Raw genomic sequence first — 15,776 nt, forward strand, 5'->3', positions numbered from 1 at the left:
ACGGCGTAACACAGCTCATAAAATCTAACATATTCCCTGATTGCCGCCGATGGTAAGCACCTACCAACGCCAACCAGATAAAAGCTGACAAGAGCCTATCTCAAATAGGCGTCGTTGTCGCAGGCAGATTGGAGAAAACTCCAAAATGACGGGTGACATGGCCCAGATGGATCCGGCGCTCATTCTACGTCAATTTTTGTCCGGCAATCAGCTTAAACGCGATAACGACGTGAATATTTTTTACGCCCCGCGTCGATCGGTTCCGGCGGCGCGAAAAAGTCGCCCTGCCCGCCGTGGATCCCACGCTCTTTCAGCGTCTGCCACTCGTTGCGCGTGCGTACGCCGGCGGCGAACACCTGCGCGCGCGTGCCCGCGCAGGCGCCGGTCAGGCTCTGCACGAACAGCTGGTTTTCGTCCCGCTTATCGATGCTCCGCACCAATCCCGGGTGGAGCTTGACGATCTCCACCTGCAGCGACTTGATATAGGACGTACTGACCACGGTTAAACCCGCTTTGGACACCGCGAGGCGGCAGCCCAGCCCTGACAACAGCCTCAGCACCGGACGCAAACGGTCGATATGTTGACACACATCTGCCTCCGCAAGTTCAATCAGAATTCGCCGACGTTGACTTTTTTCGCACTGCAGCAATGTATCGCGCAGCCAGCGCTGGAAAGAGCGCTGCAAAATCGAGTCCACGCACAGCGGAAACGCCAGCGTTTCCTCGGGCCACTGCGTCAACAAGGGAATGATGCGGCTCACCTGTTGGCGATCGTAACTTTCCGCCAGCCCGAGCTGCTGCACCAGCGGCATATATTCCGCCGGCAGCAATTCCTGGGTGCCGTCATAGATCCGGCTCATGATCTCGCGATGGTGCACCTCGCCCCCCACGGTCACCGCCGGTTTCTGATACAGCCGCGGGCCGCCGCGCGCCAGCACCTGTTCCAGCAGCGTGCGCCATTTGACGCTGCCGCGCCCCTTTTCCGGCACCTGACTGTCGTACACATACCACCCGTTTTCGCCCTGCAGCGTAGCGTGGCGCGTCGCCTGCTCCGCATAATCGATCACCTGCTCGGTGGTTTGACCGCTGCGGTACGCCACGATGCCGATGTGCAGGAAGGCCTCGCGGTCGATCAGCGCCGTGGAAGGCAAGGCATCGATGGCGTTGACCAGCTGTGAGGCGATGCCGTCGGCCTCCTTCAGGGTTCGATGCGGCAACAACACGGTAAAATCGCTGTGGAAGTAGCGCGCCAGCAGCGCCGACGGATAGCGCATCACGAAGGTAGACAGCAGATTGACCAGCGAATACATCAGTTCCTGCACCGCCACGCTGCCGTGCGTCTCGCGCAGGGTCTCGAAATCGGGCAGCCGCACCATCATCACGATGCCGTGCGAGCCTTCGTCTTCCAGCTGAGTGGTCAACTGGTTATCGAAGAACAGGCGATTATTGAGCCCGGTTTTGGCGTCCTGCGCGGCGAAGGCGCGGATCAGCGTATCGACCCGGCTGCGCTCTTCCCGCGCTTCCGCCAGATCGGCCAGCAGGCGGTCGAGCGCGCCGCTGACATTGGCCGGCCACTCACGCACGTCGCCCTGCATGACGTTTTCGCGTTCGCCGTTCAGAATGCGCCGTGCGCGGCGTTCCAGACGATCTTCGCCGTCGGCCTGCTCACGCAGCCAGCGCAGGCTGAACAGCAAAACCACCACCATCACGACGATCGACAGCGTGACGGCGGCGGTGGATTGCAGCGTGCGCACGTCGCTGGCGAAGGGGTCGCGGTAGGTGATGTGCAGCGTGCTGCCCGGATGCTGCAACAGGGGACGCGAGACCTGACGATAGCCGTTCAGCGCATCCCAGCGCTCTTTTTCCTGCGTCGGCAATTGATAGTCGAGCAGTTGGCTGCTACCGGCCTCTATGCGGATCGACACGATGCCGAGCGTGCGCATGACGATCGGCAACCATTTTTCCTGCTCCTGCGGCGGCTCGCTCAGCATGGCTTGATCGAGAGTGGTGACCAGCGAATCCAAACGGCGCTCCTGGCGATCCTGGGTAACGTAAAAGAAGCTGTATGAGCATCCCATCAGCATCAAAAACATCGCCAGCGCGACCAACAGAGTGATCAATGCAGAGAGTTTGGTGGTAAATCGCATCCCTGTGCCTTGTCCGCTATGGTTAAGTGAGTGTTCACCCTTTAGCTAAAAGGGGCCGTCCAACCCTAACAAGCCTTGCCGAGGAATTAAACCTGCAAGCGCCATTTTTGTCCTTTATCAGGACTTGGGCCGCTTATTATGCATATAGTCAAATAACTGTGATTCAGCCATTGAATAGAAAAGTGTAAACGAGAGGAAGAGTGACATGCGTGCACTGTTATTGGAACAACAAGACGACCAAACTCTGGCTCATATCAAAGATATCGACAGCGATCGGTTGCCGGAAGGCGATGTCACCGTCGACATCAACTGGTCCAGCCTGAACTACAAGGACGCGCTGGCGATCACCGGCAAAGGCAAGATCGTGCGCAACTTCCCGATGGTGCCGGGCATCGACTTCGCCGGCACCGTGCGCCACAGCCGCGACGATCGCTTCAAAGAGGGGCAAAGCGTGGTGCTCACCGGCTGGGGCGTGGGCGAACACCACTGGGGCGGGTTGGCCGAGCAGGCGCGCGTCTCCGGTGAGTGGCTGGTGCCGCTGCCGAACGGCCTGGATGAGCGCAAGGCGATGATCATCGGCACCGCCGGCTTTACCGCCATGCTGTGCGTGATGGCGCTGGAGGAAGGCGGCGTGCACCCGGACGACGGCGATATCCTGGTCACCGGCGCCAGCGGCGGCGTGGGCAGCACCGCCATCGCCCTGCTGGCGGCGCTGGGTTACCGGGTGACCGCCATCAGCGGCCGCGACAGCAATACCGACTACCTGAAAGCGCTCGGCGCCAAAGAGGTGATGCCGCGCGATGGCTATATCGACATGCCGCGTCCGCTGGAGAAACAGCTGTGGGCCGGCGCGGTGGACACCGTCGGCGACAAACTGCTGGCGCGGGTGCTGGCGCAGATGAACTATAACGGCACCGTCGCCGCCTGCGGCCTGGCGGGCGGTTATCAGCTGCCGACCACCGTGATGCCGTTCATTCTGCGCAACGTGCGCCTGCAGGGCGTGGATTCGGTGCATACGCCGCTGCATCGCCGCCAAACCGCCTGGGAACGGCTGGCCGGCATTCTGCCGGACAGCTTCTATCAGCAGGCCACGCACGAAATCTCCCTCGAGCAGGCGCCGGCCACCGCCGCCGCGCTGTTGAACAACCAAATCACCGGCCGCACCCTGGTGAAAATCCGCTGACCCGATCCCCCCGGCGACGGGGGGATCGCCCGCTTCTGCGAAATTTCATATTTTCCCGCGTCCCCTCGCTTCCGGCCGCCTTTAGCGCCATGCTTATTTCATGAAGACCCGTCAGCCGCTCGCGAACGGCGGGAATCAGTCGCGGAGAACATAAGCATGAACAAACACCCCAAATTGACCGAGGCCGACGTCACGCCGGAGAGCGTATTCCACCAGCGGCGCAAGGTGCTGCAGGCGCTCGGCATCACCGCCGCTTCGCTGGCGCTGCCCACCGGCGCACAGGCGGACCTGCTGTCGTGGTTCAAGGGCAACGATCGCCCCAAGGCACCACCGGGCAAAGCGCTGGAATTCAACAAACCGGCCGCCTGGCAGGCGCAGCTGGCGATGACGCCGGAAGACAAGGTCACCGGCTACAACAACTTCTATGAGTTCGGCCTCGACAAGGCCGATCCGGCCGCCAACGCCGGCGGGCTGAAAACCGAAGGCTGGAAAGTGCGCATCGACGGCGAAGTGGCGAAGCCGATAACGCTGGATATCGACGATCTGATGAAGCGTTTCCCGCTGGAACAGCGCATTTACCGCATGCGCTGCGTCGAGGCCTGGTCGATGGTGGTGCCGTGGATCGGTTTCGAACTGGGCAAGCTTATCAAGCTGGCCGAACCGAACGGCAACGCGCGCTACGTGGCCTTCCAGACGCTGTACGATCCGGAGCAGATGCCCGGCCAGAAAGATCGCTTTATCGGCGGCGGCCTGAAATACCCCTACGTCGAAGGGCTGCGGCTGGACGAGGCGATGCATCCGCTGGCGCTGCTGACCGTCGGCGTGTACGGCAAAACCCTGCCGCCGCAAAACGGCGCGCCGCTGCGGCTGATCACGCCGTGGAAATACGGCTTCAAAGGCATCAAATCGATCGTGCATATCCGTTTGGTGCGCGATCGGCCGCCGACCACCTGGAACCAATCCGCGCCGAACGAGTACGGTTTTTACGCCAACGTGAATCCGCACGTCGATCATCCGCGCTGGTCGCAGGCTACCGAGCGTTTCATCGGCTCCGGCGGCATTCTCGACGTCAAACGCCAACCGACGCTGCTGTTCAACGGCTATGCCGACCAGGTGGCGTCGCTGTATCGCGGCATGGATCTGCGGGAGAATTTCTAAGTGCGCCTGACGCCTGTTCATATTAAATGGCTGAAAGCCGCCCTGCATCTGGCGGCGTTTCTGCCCTTTCTCTGGCTGGTGCTGGCGGTGGATCAAGGCTGGTTCAGCGCCGATCCGTCCAAGGACATCCAGCATTTTACCGGCAGGATGACGCTGAAACTGCTGCTGGCCACGCTGGCTATCGCCCCGCTGGCGCGCTACGCCCGCCAGCCGCTGCTGATCCGCTGCCGCCGCCTGGTGGGGCTGTGGTGCTTTGCCTGGGGCACGCTGCACCTGATAAGCTACTCCACGCTGGAACTGGGGCTAAGCAACCTCGGCCTGCTGGGCAGCGAGCTGGTGAACCGCCCTTATCTGACGCTCGGCATCCTCACCTGGCTGATCCTGTTGGCGCTGGCGGCCACCTCGACGCTGTGGGCGATGCGCAAACTGGGCGCCAAATGGCAACTGTTGCACAACTTCGTCTATCTGGCGGCGATCCTCGCCCCCATCCACTACCTGTGGTCGGTCAAAACGTTTTCCCCCCAGCCGTTCATCTACGCGCTGCTGGCGGTGGCGCTGTTGGGCCTGCGCTACAAGAAATTCCGCGCCTGGTGGCGCTGAACTACGCGGCGGCGCGCGTTATTGGTACGGAAAAACGTGCGCCGCCGGCGGGAACTTTTTCTGTGTTCCAGCGCTCATATTCCTGTCACGGATCCCCGAGCTCGTCGATTTGGGGTTGAATATCTTCGCTGATAAGACCAGTATTTAGCTGCGAATTGCTACGATATCGTTATAATGCCCGACCTTGTTTCTGTTCTCAGGGTGAATTTGCCCCTTAACAGGTGACAAATCGATAACATCGGGTTATTTTCTACGATGATGGTTTTATTGCCGGAGATACCAGCACAATGGCGGATAAGTTTCACATTTTGCTTCTGAACGGCCCCAATCTCAATCTGCTGGGGACGCGTGAGCCGGAGAAGTACGGCAGCACGACGCTGACAGAGATTGTTAACGGATTGGAAAACCAGGCATCCGCATTGGATATTACCCTGAGCCATCTGCAGTCCAACGCCGAGCATCAGTTGATCGATCGCATCCATCAGGCGCGCGGCAACACCGATTTCATTCTGATAAATCCGGCGGCGTTCACGCACACCAGCGTGGCGCTGCGCGATGCGTTGCTGGCGGTGCAGATCCCGTTCATCGAGATCCACCTGTCCAACGTGCACGCCCGCGAACCTTTCCGCCATCACTCTTATCTCTCGGACGTAGCGGTAGGCGTGATTTGCGGCCTCGGCGCGGATGGCTACGCTTTCGCTTTACAGGCAGCGGTTAACCGTCTGTCGAAAACCCACTAATTGCTCCACAAAAAGAGTACGGAATCACACTCATGGATATTCGTAAAATCAAGAAACTGATCGAACTGGTTGAAGAATCAGGCATTTCTGAACTGGAAATCTCTGAAGGCGAAGAATCGGTTCGCATCAGCCGTGCCGCACCGGCGCAGGCTTATCCCGTCATGCAGCAGGCCTACGCGATGCCGGCACAGCAGCAGCCAGCCCTGGCTAACGCCGTTGCCACCGCGCCTGCGGCAGAAACCCCTGCAGCACCGGCGGCCGTGAGTGGCCACGTCGTTCGTTCCCCAATGGTAGGCACCTTCTACCGCACCCCAAGCCCGGACGCGAAAGCCTTCGTTGAAGTGGGCCAGAAAGTGAACGCCGGCGATACCCTGTGCATCGTTGAAGCCATGAAAATGATGAACCAGATCGAAGCGGACAAGTCCGGCGTCGTGAAAGCCATCCTGGTGGAAAACGGCCAGCCGGTCGAATATGACGAGCCGCTGGTCGTCATCGAATAACGAGGCGCCCCCATGCTTGATAAAATTGTTATCGCCAACCGCGGCGAGATCGCGCTTCGCATCCTGCGTGCCTGTAAAGAACTGGGCATCAAGACCGTTGCGGTTCACTCCGCGGCCGACCGCGATCTGAAACACGTGCTGCTGGCCGACGAGACCGTCTGCATCGGTCCTGCGCCATCGGTAAAAAGCTACCTGAACATCCCGGCCATCATCTCGGCGGCGGAAATCACCGGCGCGGTGGCAATCCACCCGGGCTACGGCTTCCTGTCCGAGAACGCCGACTTCGCCGAGCAGGTTGAACGCTCCGGCTTCATCTTTATCGGCCCGAAAGCCGAGACCATCCGCCTGATGGGCGACAAGGTTTCCGCGATCAACGCCATGAAGAAAGCCGGCGTGCCGTGCGTACCTGGCTCCGACGGCCCGCTGACCGACGACATGGATAAAAACCGTGCCTTCGCCAAGCGCATCGGTTATCCGGTGATCATCAAGGCCTCCGGCGGCGGCGGCGGTCGCGGCATGCGCGTGGTGCGCAGCGACAAAGACCTTGAGCAGTCCATCAACATGACGAAAGCGGAAGCCAAAGCGGCTTTCAACAACGACATGGTGTACATGGAAAAATACCTGGAGAATCCGCGCCACATCGAGATTCAGGTATTGGCCGACGGCCAGGGCAACGCCATCTATCTGGCCGAGCGCGACTGCTCCATGCAGCGCCGCCACCAGAAAGTGGTCGAAGAAGCGCCGGCGCCGGGCATCACCAGCGAAATGCGCCGTTACATCGGCGAGCGCTGCTCGAAAGCCTGCGTGGAAATCGGCTACCGCGGCGCGGGTACCTTCGAGTTCCTGTATGAAAACGGCGAGTTCTATTTCATCGAAATGAACACCCGTATTCAGGTAGAGCACCCGGTTACCGAAATGATCACCGGCGTGGATCTGATCAAAGAGCAGCTGCGCATCGCTGCCGGTCAGCCGCTGTCGATCAAACAGGAAGAAGTGAAGATCCACGGCCACGCGGTAGAATGCCGCATCAACGCCGAAGATCCGAACACCTTCCTGCCGAGCCCGGGCAAGATCACCCGCTTCCACGCGCCAGGCGGTTTCGGCGTGCGTTGGGAATCTCATATCTACGCCGGTTATACCGTACCGCCGTACTATGACTCCATGATCGGCAAACTGATCACCTTCGGCGAAAACCGTGACGTGGCGATTGCCCGCATGAAAAACGCCCTGGCTGAACTGATCATCGACGGCATCAAAACCAACGTTGAGCTGCAGCAGAAGATCATGAACGACGAAAACTTCCAGCACGGTGGCACCAACATCCACTATCTGGAGAAGAAGCTGGGTCTGCAGGAAACCTAAGGCAGCACGCAGCATCGTCTGACGAAAGGCCGGTTAATCACCGGCCTTTTTCTTTGGCGTTGCCGCCAGTAACGGCTTGGCAAAACGCCGTCATGCCGTAAAATTCCCTACCTTTGATGAATCCATCACCGTAAACCTATGGGAGACACGGATGGACAAACGCTTTATTCAGGCGCACCGCGAAGCGCGCTGGGCGCTGGGGCTGACGCTGCTCTACCTGCTGGCCTGGGGGCTGGCGGCCTATCTGCCGGACAGCGCTATCGGCGTCACCGGCCTGCCGCACTGGTTCGAAATGGCCTGCCTGCTGGTGCCGCTGCTGTTCATCGGCCTGTGCTGGCTGATGGTGCGCACGGTGTTCCGCGACATTTCGCTGGAGGACAGCGATGCAAACTGAAGTGATCCTGCCGCTGGTCGCCTACCTGCTGCTGGTATTCGGCCTGTCGGTATACGCCTATCGCCGCCGTCAGAATGGAAATTTCCTCAGCGAATATTTCCTCGGCAACCGCTCGATGGGCGGCTTTGTGCTGGCGATGACCCTGACCGCCACCTACATCAGCGCCAGTTCGTTTATCGGCGGCCCCGGCGCCGCCTACAAATACGGCCTGGGCTGGGTGCTGCTGGCGATGATCCAGCTGCCGGCGGTGTGGCTGTCGCTCGGCGTGCTGGGCAAGAAATTCGCCATCCTGGCGCGGCGCTACAACGCTATCACCCTCAATGACATGCTGTATGGCCGCTACCAAAGCCGCCTGCTGGTGTGGCTGGCCAGCCTCAGCCTGCTGGTGGCGTTCCTCGGTGCCATGACGGTGCAGTTTATCGGCGGCGCACGCCTGCTGGAAACCGCCGCCGGCATTCCTTACGACACCGGCCTGCTGATCTTCGGCATCAGCATCGCGCTGTACACCGCCTTCGGCGGCTTCCGCGCCAGCGTGCTGAACGACGCCATGCAGGGGCTGGTGATGCTGCTCGGCACCGTGCTGCTGCTGGTGGCGGTGATCCATGCCGCCGGCGGACTGGACAGCGCAGTCAGCAAACTGCAGCAAATTGATCCGGCGCTGGTGTCGCCGCAGGGCGGCGATCAGATCCTCAGCCTGCCGTTTATGGCGTCGTTCTGGATCCTGGTGTGCTTCGGGGTGATCGGCCTGCCGCACACCGCCGTGCGCTGTATCTCCTACAAGGACAGCAAGGCGGTGCACCGCGGCATTCTGCTCGGCACCGTGGTGGTGGCGGTGCTGATGTTCGGCATGCACCTGGCCGGCGCGCTCGGCCGCGCGGTGTTGCCGGATCTCAAGATCCCCGATCAGGTGATCCCGACGCTGATGATCACCGTGCTGCCGCCGTACGCCGCCGGGATTTTCTTGGCGGCGCCGATGGCGGCGATCATGTCGACCATCAACGCCCAACTGCTGCAATCCTCCGCCACCATCATCAAGGATCTCTACCTTGGCGTACGCCCACAGCAGATCCACAACGAGCGGCTGATCAAGCGCTTCTCCAGCCTGACCACGCTGATCCTCGGCCTGTTGGTGCTGCTGGCGGCCTGGCGGCCGCCGGAGATGATCATCTGGCTCAACCTGCTGGCTTTCGGCGGGCTGGAGGCGGTGTTCCTGTGGCCGCTGGTGCTGGGCCTGTACTGGGAACGCGCCAATGCTCAGGGAGCGCTTAGCTCAATGGTGTCGGGTGCGGTATGCTATACGCTATTGGCCAGCTTCAACCTGCAGCCGGCGGGGCTGCACCCTATCGTGCCTTCGCTGTTGCTCAGCCTGTTGGCGTTTTATCTCGGTAACGTCGTCGGCGAAAAGCGCCGGACGGCGTCATCATTACCCTCTTGAAGAGAATTGCTATGCCTTGGATCCAACTCAAACTGAACACCACCGGCAGCCAGGCGGAAGACCTGAGCGACGCGCTGGTGGAAAGCGGCGCCGTGTCGGTGACCTTCCAGGACACCCACGACAACCCGGTGTTCGAACCCTTGCCGGGTGAAACCCTGCTGTGGGGCGATACCGACGTGATCGGCCTGTACGACGCGGAAACCGATATGGCCGAGGTGGTGGCGATGCTGGAACAGCACCCGCTGCTGGGCGCCGGTTTCCGCCACAAGATAGAGCAGCTGGAAGATAAGGACTGGGAGCGCGAATGGATGGATAACTTCCACCCGATGCGCTTCGGCGAGCGTTTGTGGATCTGCCCGAGCTGGCGCGACGTGCCGGATCCCGATGCGGTCAACGTGATGCTCGATCCGGGCCTGGCGTTCGGCACCGGCACCCACCCGACCACCGCGCTGTGCCTGCAGTGGCTGGACGGCCTCGATTTGGCCGGCAAAACCGTCATCGACTTCGGTTGCGGTTCCGGCATCCTGGCAATCGCCGCGCTGAAGCTGGGTGCGGCGCGCGCTATCGGCATCGACATCGATCCCCAGGCCATTCAGGCCAGCCGCGACAACGCGCAGCGTAACGGCGTTTCAGAGCGTCTGGAGCTGTATCTGCCGAAAGACCAGCCGGCGGACCTGCTGGCGGACGTGGTGGTCGCCAACATCCTCGCCGGCCCGCTGCGCGAGCTGGCGCCGCTGATCGGTTGCCTGCCGAAGGCCGGCGGCCATCTTGGGCTGTCCGGCGTGCTGGCCAGCCAGGCGAGCAGCGTTGCGCAAGCCTACGAAGAGAAGTTCACGCTCGACCCGGTCGCCGAGCGTGAAGAGTGGTGCCGCATCACCGGCCGCCGCAAGTAAGCGTCACGGTCTATTGCTCCCTCATCCACCGGCCCTGCGCCGGTGGATTTTTTTTGCCTGGCGATCGGCCCGCGGGCGAGACAAAATTTTATGCAATTTTTCGCCGTTCAACGACGGATCGCCCTGACAATGCGCCTTCCAGGCAGGCTATCCCGGCAAAAAACGCGGGTGAATGCAGATAATATTCTGCGCAAAGGCGAATATTTTACCGCACACAAAATAAGCACTTTTCGTCAACTCATTGTAAAATATATACAATATTTTTATGAATCACTGCGCAGCGCATTTTTTGCCCTAATATCGCGCCAATTGGTTAAAGTTTGGCCTTTCATCTCGGCGCAAAAATGCGTAATATACGCGCCCTTGCGGACACAGTATGGTCACTCTTTGTCTATGCGCATTGGACACCACCAGCTTACTAATTGCCTGATTGCGGCCCCGATGGCCGGTATTACAGATCGCCCGTTCAGAACCCTCTGTCATGCAATGGGTGCTGGGATGGCTGTATCCGAGATGCTCTCCTCCAACCCGGAGGTGTGGCGGACGGATAAGTCGCGTCTGCGTATGGTGCATAGCGATGAACCAGGGATCCGCTCCGTGCAGATTGCCGGATGCGATCCTGATGATATGGCCGCCGCCGCGCGTATCAACGTGGCCAGCGGCGCGCAAATCATCGACATCAATATGGGATGCCCGGCCAAAAAAGTGAACCGGAAGCTTGCCGGGTCCGCCTTGTTGCAGTACCCGGATCTGGTTAAACGGATCCTCCACGCGGTGGTTGACGCGGTGGATGTGCCGGTAACGCTGAAGATTCGCACCGGCTGGGCGCCAGAGCATCGTAACTGTGTAGAGATTGCCCAACTGGCCGAAAACTGTGGTATTCAGGCCCTGACGATTCACGGCCGAACCCGCGCCTGTCTGTTTAACGGCGACGCGGAATACGACAGCATTCGGGCAGTTAAGCAGAGTGTTTCCATTCCGATTATCGCGAATGGGGATATTACTGACCCGCATAAAGCCAGAGCAGTGCTCGACTACACCGGGGCCGATGCCCTGATGATAGGCCGCGCTGCTCAGGGGAGACCCTGGATCTTCCGGGAAATCCAGCATTATCTGGACACTGGGGAGTTGCTGCCGCCGCTGCCGCTTGGCGAGGTGAAGCGCTTGTTGATTGGGCACATTCGGGAATTGCACGGCTTCTATGGCCAAGGCAAGGGATTCCGGATTGCTCGTAAGCACGTGTCCTGGTATCTCCAGGAACACGCTCCGAATGACCAGTTTCGGCGCACATTCAACGCCATAGAGGATGCCAGCGAACAGCTGGAGGCGTTGGAGGCATATTTCGAAAATCTTAGCGTAAAAAAAGAGCTGACAGAACTATGTTCGAACAACGCGTAAATTCTGACGTACTGACCGTTTCTACCGTTAACTCACAAGATCAGGTGACTCAAAAGCCTCTGCGTGACTCGGTTAAACAAGCACTGAAGAACTATTTTGCTCAACTGAACGGTCAAGACGTAAATGACCTGTATGAGCTGGTACTGGCTGAAGTTGAACAGCCACTGTTGGACATGGTGATGCAATACACCCGTGGCAACCAGACCCGCGCAGCCCTGATGATGGGCATCAACCGCGGCACGCTGCGCAAGAAGCTGAAAAAATACGGCATGAACTGATACTAGTCAGTTAACGTGTTGAAAAGGCGCTTTATCTCATTTGATAAGCGCCTTTTTCTTTTGGGGCGCCCCCGGTTTGCGGGCAATAAAAAAGGCCGCAGCGCGGCCCTTGTGGCAAAGCGGCGACCTTATTCGGTCACTTTGTTCTTGAGGCTTTCCGCCCCTTGCTTGGTCTTGTCCCAAGCCTTCTCTGAACCTTGCTTGGTGGAGTGCCAGGCCTTTTGCGAGCCTTCGCTCACTTTGCTGCCGACGCTGTCGCTCTTGCCTTCGGCGGCGTGCTTGGCTTTCAGCTTCAGCTCTTCACCCTTGTCCTGAGACTGGTGCAGCTTTTCTTTGGCGGTATCCGCTCCTTTGTGCGCTTCGGCAACGACCTCGTTGCTGGCGTGAGCGGCGGTGTCGGTCGCGGTCTCAGCGGCGAACACCGGGGAAGCGAGCAGCAGTGCAGACAAGGCAATGATTGATTTCTTCATAAGTCCCTCTTTTCTCAGATACGTGCCATTCGTCATGAAATAAGATGGCACACAATCCCGTTAAAGAAACCTAAGAATAGTACGAAAACCAAAAATACCAACATAAAATATCAACACTCACATCTTTATTAACTTTTCATGCCATCTACGTTCAACAATGGCGAAATGGCACGAAAAAGTTAAATTTTATCTGTCACAAAACTATAATTTTTACGTTTTTTACCTCGTAATAATCAGTAATGACAGGGATGGATTCTATGGTTGCCGTCATCATCATAGGCGTTTTTATCGTCAGCTTCCTTTACGCACACTCCCGCGGCAAGGAGAAACAAAAGCTTACCCGCCAACTGTTCGATCACTCCACCTTTATGGGGCCGATCAATATGTTTATGACCGGTTTCTCCCGTTTGCCCGCCAGGCAGCCCTATTTCGACGAAAAAGTTTTCCCGGAGCTGCAGACGCTGACCGACAACTGGCAGGTGATCCGCGAGGAAGCGGTGCGCTTGCAGCATCACATCAAAAAGGCGCAGTCGCACAACGATGCGGGGTTCAACACCTTCTTCAAACGCGGCTGGAAACGTTTCTATCTGAAGTGGTACAGCGACAGCCACCCTTCGGCGCAGACGCTGTGCCCAAAAACCGTCGAGCTGCTCAACCGCATCCCGTCGGTCAAGGCCGCGATGTTCGCCGAGCTGCCGCCCGGCAGCCATTTGGGTAAACACCGCGATCCTTACGCCGGCTCGGTGCGCTATCACCTGGGGTTGATGACGCCCAACGACGATCGCTGCTTCATCGAGGTGGACGGCGAGCAGCACAGCTGGCGCGACGGCGAGGCGGTGATCTTCGACGAAACCTACGTGCACTGGGCGCAGAACGCCACCGATCAGACGCGCATCATTCTGTTTTGCGACGTCGAGCGGCCGATGAAATGGCGCTGGGCGCAGGCGGTCAACCACTGGGTCGGCGCCACGCTGATGTCGGCGGCCAGCTCGCCAAACGACGATCAGGACCGCACCGGCGGCATCAACCGCATCTTCAAATACGTCAACGCGGTGCGCGATGCCGGCCAGCGCCTGAAGGCGCGCAACCGCCGCGGTTACTACCTGCTGAAATGGCTGGTAATCGCTGCGATCTTCGCCGCGATTATCATTCCCAGCCTATAAAACGCGCCAATCTTCAACTCGGGGGCAACGCGAATGAGAATATTCGCATGCCCCTCTTCCTCTGTACCCCGTACCCTGTGTTAACATACACGTTCCTAGAGCCGCCTCCGCTGGCCAACAGCTATCCCTCCGAAGCCTGATAGCAGCGCAAACCGCCCTTCGAATGTAAATGTTTAGTCAATTATGGAATTCCGACTAAACCCTGGCCGTACTTGGGTGTCTGAGTAGTCGTATCGCTATCGAGTGGATCCTTTATGCGTTACAGGTTGCTACCCCCTAACGCATAAACGAGCTGCTATGAAACGCCAAAAGAGATTTCAACTTTCCTTGCTGCACCCGCGCTACTGGCTGACCTGGTTCGGCCTGGCCCTGCTGTTCCTGCTGGTACAGCTCCCTTACCCGTTGCTCAATCGGCTGGGGGTGTGGATGGGGCGCACCTCGATGCGTTTTCTTAAGCGTCGCGTCACCATTACCCGCCGCAACCTCGAACTGTGCTTCCCCGAGATGGACGAAGCGCAGCGTGAGCGCAAAGTGGTGGGCAACTTCGAATCGCTCGGCATGGGCCTGCTGGAAACCGGCATGGCCTGGTTCTGGTCGGATAAACGCGTCAAGCGCTGGTTCAACGTCTCCGGCATCAACCACCTCAAAATGGCGCAGCGCGACGATCGCGGCGTGCTGGTGATCGGCGTGCACTTTATGTCGCTGGAGCTGGGCGGCCGGGCGATGGGCCTGTGCCAACCGATGATGGCGATGTACCGCCCGCACAACAACAAGGCGATGGAGTGGGCGCAGACCAAGGGTCGCATGCGCTCCAACAAGGCGATGATCGATCGCAAGGATCTGCGCGGCATGGTGCACGCGCTCAAGCGCGGCGAGGCGGTATGGTTCGCGCCGGATCAGGACTACGGCCCGCGCGGCAGCGTATTCGCGCCGCTGTTCGCCGTCGATCAGGCCGCCACCACCAGCGGCACCTTCATGCTGGCGCGCATGGCCAACCCGGCATTGGTGCCGGTGGTGCTGATCCGCCGCGAAGGCGGCCGCGGCTACGACCTGCTGATTCAACCGGCCCTGGAAGACTACCCGCTCAGCGACGAACAGGCGGCGGCGGCTTACATGAACAAAGTGATCGAGAAAGAGATCATGCGGGCGCCGGAGCAATACATGTGGCTGCACCGCCGCTTCAAAACCCGACCGGCCGGCGCGCCCTCGCTGTACTGACCCTCTTTTTTCCAGCCCGGCCAACGCCGGGCTTTTTTGTGCGCCACGTTTAAAAAGCGGCGGCTCGACACTCTACTTTCCTGTAATCTCCTTTTTTACCCGCACAGGAAAGGAAATGATGAAAGCTCAAGTTCGCATTGCTCTGGTCGGTGATTACAACCCGCAAGCCGTGGCCCATCAGGCTATCCCCGTGGCGCTCCAGCTCACCGCCGCCCATCTCGACATCGACGTGCAGCCCCAATGGCTACCGACAGAAACCCTGACCTCCCCCGACGTCCTGCAAAATTTCGACGCCATCTGGGTGGTGCCGGGCAGCCCGTATCGTTACGACGACGGCGCCTTTATGGCGATCCGCCATGCGCGGGAAAACGACGTGCCGTTCCTCGGCTCCTGCGGCGGTTTTCAATACGCCATCGTCGAGTACGCCCGCAACGTGATGGGCTGGCACGACGCCGGCCATGCGGAAACCGACAGCGGCGGCCGATTGGTGATCGCCCCGCTGAGCTGCTCGCTGGTGGAAAAAACCGGCGACATCGTTTTTCAGCCTGACACCCGCGTCGCGCAGGCCTACGGCAGCCTGAACACCCATGAAGGCTACCACTGCAACTTCGGCGTAAATCCGGAGTTCGTCGCCGATCTTGAGCGCTTCCCGCTGATCGTCAGCGGCCACGACACCGAAGGCGACGTGCGCGCCATCGAACTGCCGGGCCGGCGTTTTTACGTCGCCACGCTGTTCCAGTCGGAACGCGCCGCGCTGCGCGGCGAGCTTTCACCGCTGGTGGTGGAACTCGTCAAAACCGCCGCCAACGGGTAAAAAAAAGCCCTCTTGCGAGGGCT

The 15,776-nt window shown here is 59.6% G+C and carries 16 protein-coding genes; 14 read left to right on the forward strand and 2 right to left on the reverse strand.

The genetic code is table 11. The features are described 5' to 3' along the window. Positions 1–212: 212 nt before the first annotated feature. The gene (csrD, locus tag ACJ8HN_RS17735) at positions 213–2,147 is read right to left on the reverse strand and encodes an RNase E specificity factor CsrD (RefSeq protein ID WP_442523765.1); all 1,935 of its coding nucleotides are present in this window, start codon (positions 2,145–2,147) and stop codon (positions 213–215) included. A 205-nt stretch (positions 2,148–2,352) separates the two neighbouring features. Here csrD and acuI point away from each other — a divergent pair, with 205 nt between their 5' ends. From acuI to fis, 11 genes are all read left to right on the forward strand, one after another. Further along, positions 2,353–3,330 carry an acrylyl-CoA reductase (NADPH) gene (gene acuI / locus ACJ8HN_RS17740; protein ID WP_047570383.1) on the forward strand — a complete coding sequence of 326 codons (978 nt, stop codon included), beginning with the start codon at positions 2,353–2,355 and terminating at the stop codon, positions 3,328–3,330. A gap of 156 nt (positions 3,331–3,486) precedes the next feature. After that, complete coding sequence (gene msrP / locus ACJ8HN_RS17745) at positions 3,487–4,488, forward strand: protein-methionine-sulfoxide reductase catalytic subunit MsrP (protein WP_442523766.1); 1,002 nt, start codon at positions 3,487–3,489, stop codon at positions 4,486–4,488. Further along, positions 4,489–5,088, forward strand: coding sequence for a protein-methionine-sulfoxide reductase heme-binding subunit MsrQ (msrQ, locus tag ACJ8HN_RS17750; RefSeq protein ID WP_041036869.1), 600 nt, complete (start codon positions 4,489–4,491; stop codon positions 5,086–5,088). Positions 5,089–5,375: 287 nt separating this feature from the next. Further along, positions 5,376–5,828, forward strand: coding sequence for a type II 3-dehydroquinate dehydratase (aroQ, locus tag ACJ8HN_RS17755; RefSeq protein ID WP_004936891.1), 453 nt, complete (start codon positions 5,376–5,378; stop codon positions 5,826–5,828). A 32-nt stretch (positions 5,829–5,860) separates the two neighbouring features. Then, positions 5,861–6,328, forward strand: a complete 468-nt coding sequence (gene accB / locus ACJ8HN_RS17760; protein ID WP_033636178.1) for an acetyl-CoA carboxylase biotin carboxyl carrier protein — start codon at positions 5,861–5,863, stop codon at positions 6,326–6,328. Between the two features lie 12 nt (positions 6,329–6,340). Continuing rightward, positions 6,341–7,690 (forward strand): acetyl-CoA carboxylase biotin carboxylase subunit, encoded by a 1,350-nt coding sequence (gene accC, locus ACJ8HN_RS17765; RefSeq protein ID WP_004936886.1) that lies wholly within the window; start codon positions 6,341–6,343, stop codon positions 7,688–7,690. Between the two features lie 151 nt (positions 7,691–7,841). After that, a complete protein-coding gene (locus tag ACJ8HN_RS17770) occupies positions 7,842–8,084 on the forward strand; it encodes a YhdT family protein (protein WP_033644445.1) in 243 nt (80 codons plus the stop codon). Next, positions 8,074–9,519, forward strand: coding sequence for a sodium/pantothenate symporter (gene panF / locus ACJ8HN_RS17775; protein ID WP_033636180.1), 1,446 nt, complete (start codon positions 8,074–8,076; stop codon positions 9,517–9,519). Before ACJ8HN_RS17770 ends, panF begins: the two co-directional genes overlap by 11 nt. An 11-nt stretch (positions 9,520–9,530) precedes the next feature. Then, on the forward strand, positions 9,531–10,412 hold the full coding sequence (prmA, locus tag ACJ8HN_RS17780) for a 50S ribosomal protein L11 methyltransferase (RefSeq protein ID WP_033636181.1): 882 nt from the start codon (positions 9,531–9,533) through the stop codon (positions 10,410–10,412). A 393-nt stretch (positions 10,413–10,805) separates the two neighbouring features. Beyond that, positions 10,806–11,810 carry a tRNA dihydrouridine synthase DusB gene (gene dusB / locus ACJ8HN_RS17785; RefSeq protein ID WP_033639281.1) on the forward strand — a complete coding sequence of 335 codons (1,005 nt, stop codon included), beginning with the start codon at positions 10,806–10,808 and terminating at the stop codon, positions 11,808–11,810. Next, a complete protein-coding gene (gene fis, locus ACJ8HN_RS17790; RefSeq protein WP_000462905.1) occupies positions 11,792–12,088 on the forward strand; it encodes a DNA-binding transcriptional regulator Fis in 297 nt (98 codons plus the stop codon). The genes dusB and fis overlap by 19 nt, the downstream gene beginning before the upstream one ends. A gap of 128 nt (positions 12,089–12,216) precedes the next feature. Here the strand turns inward: fis and ACJ8HN_RS17795 are convergent, their stop codons facing one another. Further along, complete coding sequence (locus ACJ8HN_RS17795; RefSeq protein ID WP_004936850.1) at positions 12,217–12,558, reverse strand: hypothetical protein; 342 nt, start codon at positions 12,556–12,558, stop codon at positions 12,217–12,219. Positions 12,559–12,815: 257 nt separating this feature from the next. Here ACJ8HN_RS17795 and lpxO point away from each other — a divergent pair, with 257 nt between their 5' ends. The 3 genes from lpxO (at position 12,816) to ACJ8HN_RS17810 (ending at position 15,753) form a co-directional block, all read left to right on the forward strand. Beyond that, positions 12,816–13,721 (forward strand): lipid A hydroxylase LpxO, encoded by a 906-nt coding sequence (gene lpxO / locus ACJ8HN_RS17800; RefSeq protein ID WP_049212963.1) that lies wholly within the window; start codon positions 12,816–12,818, stop codon positions 13,719–13,721. Between the two features lie 297 nt (positions 13,722–14,018). After that, positions 14,019–14,939, forward strand: a complete 921-nt coding sequence (lpxP, locus tag ACJ8HN_RS17805) for a kdo(2)-lipid IV(A) palmitoleoyltransferase (protein WP_033648968.1) — start codon at positions 14,019–14,021, stop codon at positions 14,937–14,939. 115 nt (positions 14,940–15,054) lie between these two features. Continuing rightward, positions 15,055–15,753: a CTP synthase C-terminal region-related (seleno)protein gene (locus ACJ8HN_RS17810; RefSeq protein ID WP_223182021.1), complete on the forward strand. Its 699-nt coding sequence runs from the start codon at positions 15,055–15,057 to the stop codon at positions 15,751–15,753. Positions 15,754–15,776: the final 23 nt, after the last annotated feature.

Source organism: Serratia sp. CY29653 (genome assembly GCF_052169255.1).
Taxonomy (GTDB): Bacteria; Pseudomonadota; Gammaproteobacteria; order Enterobacterales; family Enterobacteriaceae; genus Serratia; species Serratia sarumanii.

Excerpts from the sequence above, each read along its gene's own strand:
- csrD (WP_442523765.1), bottom strand. The coding sequence starts at position 2,147 with ATGCGATTTACCACCAAACTCTCTGCATTGATCACTCTGTTGGTCGCG.
- acuI (WP_047570383.1), top strand. The coding sequence starts at position 2,353 with ATGCGTGCACTGTTATTGGAACAACAAGACGACCAAACTCTGGCTCAT.
- msrP (WP_442523766.1), top strand. The coding sequence starts at position 3,487 with ATGAACAAACACCCCAAATTGACCGAGGCCGACGTCACGCCGGAGAGC.
- aroQ (WP_004936891.1), top strand. The coding sequence starts at position 5,376 with ATGGCGGATAAGTTTCACATTTTGCTTCTGAACGGCCCCAATCTCAAT.
- accB (WP_033636178.1), top strand. The coding sequence starts at position 5,861 with ATGGATATTCGTAAAATCAAGAAACTGATCGAACTGGTTGAAGAATCA.
- accC (WP_004936886.1), top strand. The coding sequence starts at position 6,341 with ATGCTTGATAAAATTGTTATCGCCAACCGCGGCGAGATCGCGCTTCGC.
- ACJ8HN_RS17770 (WP_033644445.1), top strand. The coding sequence starts at position 7,842 with ATGGACAAACGCTTTATTCAGGCGCACCGCGAAGCGCGCTGGGCGCTG.
- panF (WP_033636180.1), top strand. The coding sequence starts at position 8,074 with ATGCAAACTGAAGTGATCCTGCCGCTGGTCGCCTACCTGCTGCTGGTA.
- prmA (WP_033636181.1), top strand. The coding sequence starts at position 9,531 with ATGCCTTGGATCCAACTCAAACTGAACACCACCGGCAGCCAGGCGGAA.
- dusB (WP_033639281.1), top strand. The coding sequence starts at position 10,806 with ATGCGCATTGGACACCACCAGCTTACTAATTGCCTGATTGCGGCCCCG.
- fis (WP_000462905.1), top strand. The coding sequence starts at position 11,792 with ATGTTCGAACAACGCGTAAATTCTGACGTACTGACCGTTTCTACCGTT.
- ACJ8HN_RS17795 (WP_004936850.1), bottom strand. The coding sequence starts at position 12,558 with ATGAAGAAATCAATCATTGCCTTGTCTGCACTGCTGCTCGCTTCCCCG.
- lpxO (WP_049212963.1), top strand. The coding sequence starts at position 12,816 with ATGGTTGCCGTCATCATCATAGGCGTTTTTATCGTCAGCTTCCTTTAC.
- lpxP (WP_033648968.1), top strand. The coding sequence starts at position 14,019 with ATGAAACGCCAAAAGAGATTTCAACTTTCCTTGCTGCACCCGCGCTAC.
- ACJ8HN_RS17810 (WP_223182021.1), top strand. The coding sequence starts at position 15,055 with ATGATGAAAGCTCAAGTTCGCATTGCTCTGGTCGGTGATTACAACCCG.